At 67.4% G+C, this 1,104-nt stretch carries 1 protein-coding gene; it reads right to left on the bottom strand.

Translation table 11 applies throughout. The features are described 5' to 3' along the window. Positions 1-1,062: LCP family protein (locus A9W96_RS09000; RefSeq protein WP_156765169.1), on the bottom strand; the 1,062-nt coding region annotated here is incomplete at its 3' end. Positions 1,063-1,104 lie beyond the last annotated feature (42 nt).

The raw sequence follows: 1,104 nt of genomic DNA, 5'->3' as shown, positions 1-1,104 counted from the left end.
GGCGGCCTTGATCGCCGCCGGGTCGACGATGTTGACGTCCTGGCCGTCGATGTTGTCGTAACGCACCACCGGCAGCGTCCGGAACTCGACGTTGCCACCGGCCAGCCCGCCCAGGCGCTGGATCATGTCTTCGCTCCACCCCGCCGAGAGCACCACGTCCTTGCGCGCCACCGCCATCAGGTTCTTGAGCTTGTCGATGTTGGTGAACGTGCCCGCGGCCTGCAGCTCCTGCATGACCGACGAGATGAACGCCTGCTGCCGGTGGGTGCGGTCCAGGTCGCCGTTTTCCAGGCCGTGACGCTGCCGGACGAACGACAGCGCCTCGGACGCGTCCAGCCGCTGCCGCCCGGCGGGGAAGTCGGCGCCGGAATACGAGTCGTAGACGGGGTGGTTCAGGCACACGTCGACGCCGCCGAGGGTCTGCGCCAGGTCGTAGAACCCGGCCAGATTGACCTCGGCGAAGTAGTCGATGGGCACACCGGTCAGGTTTCGCACCGCGCGCAGCGTCGCCGCCCGGCCGGCTTCCCGGCCCTTGGTCTCGAGTTCCTTCTGGGTGCTGTTGCCCTGGTTGGCCAGCTTTTGGGCGACGTACTGCTTGGTCAGCCCGTAGGCCTCTTTGATCTTGATGTGGTTGTATCCCGGCACCCCGGTGAAGGGCACCCAGTCGTCGCGCGGGATCGAGAAGGCGACGACTCTGTTGTCGGCGCTGACGTGCACCAGGATCATGGTGTTGGTGTTGTAGCCGCCGTCGTCGGAATCGCCGGCGTGCAGATGCTTCAGAATCGAGTAGGGCAGGTCGTTGCCGTCCTGGTCCTTACGCGAATCGAGCCCGATCAGCAGGATGTTCATGTCGTCGCCGCTGGACCGCGGATCGTCGGGCTGCAGGGCGTTCGAGACAGTGATGCCGCCCAGCGCGCCGTGCGCCACGTAGTACCCGGCCCCGGTCAGCCCCACGGCCGCCACGGACACCAGCGCGCCCAGGGTGCGCGTCAGCCCTTTACGGAGACGGGAGGGTTGACGGACGGCTCGATGACGGCGATGGGCGCCGCCCGAGCGGGCCATCACAAACCTCTGCCCACGCCCAGCACATCACCGGGCACCGCA

The organism is Mycobacterium sp. 1245852.3, from assembly GCF_001669335.1.
Taxonomy (GTDB): domain Bacteria; phylum Actinomycetota; class Actinomycetes; order Mycobacteriales; family Mycobacteriaceae; genus Mycobacterium; species Mycobacterium europaeum_A.
The sequence above is the reverse complement of the archived record's forward strand: the minus strand, read 5'-3'. Positions and strand labels throughout refer to the sequence as shown.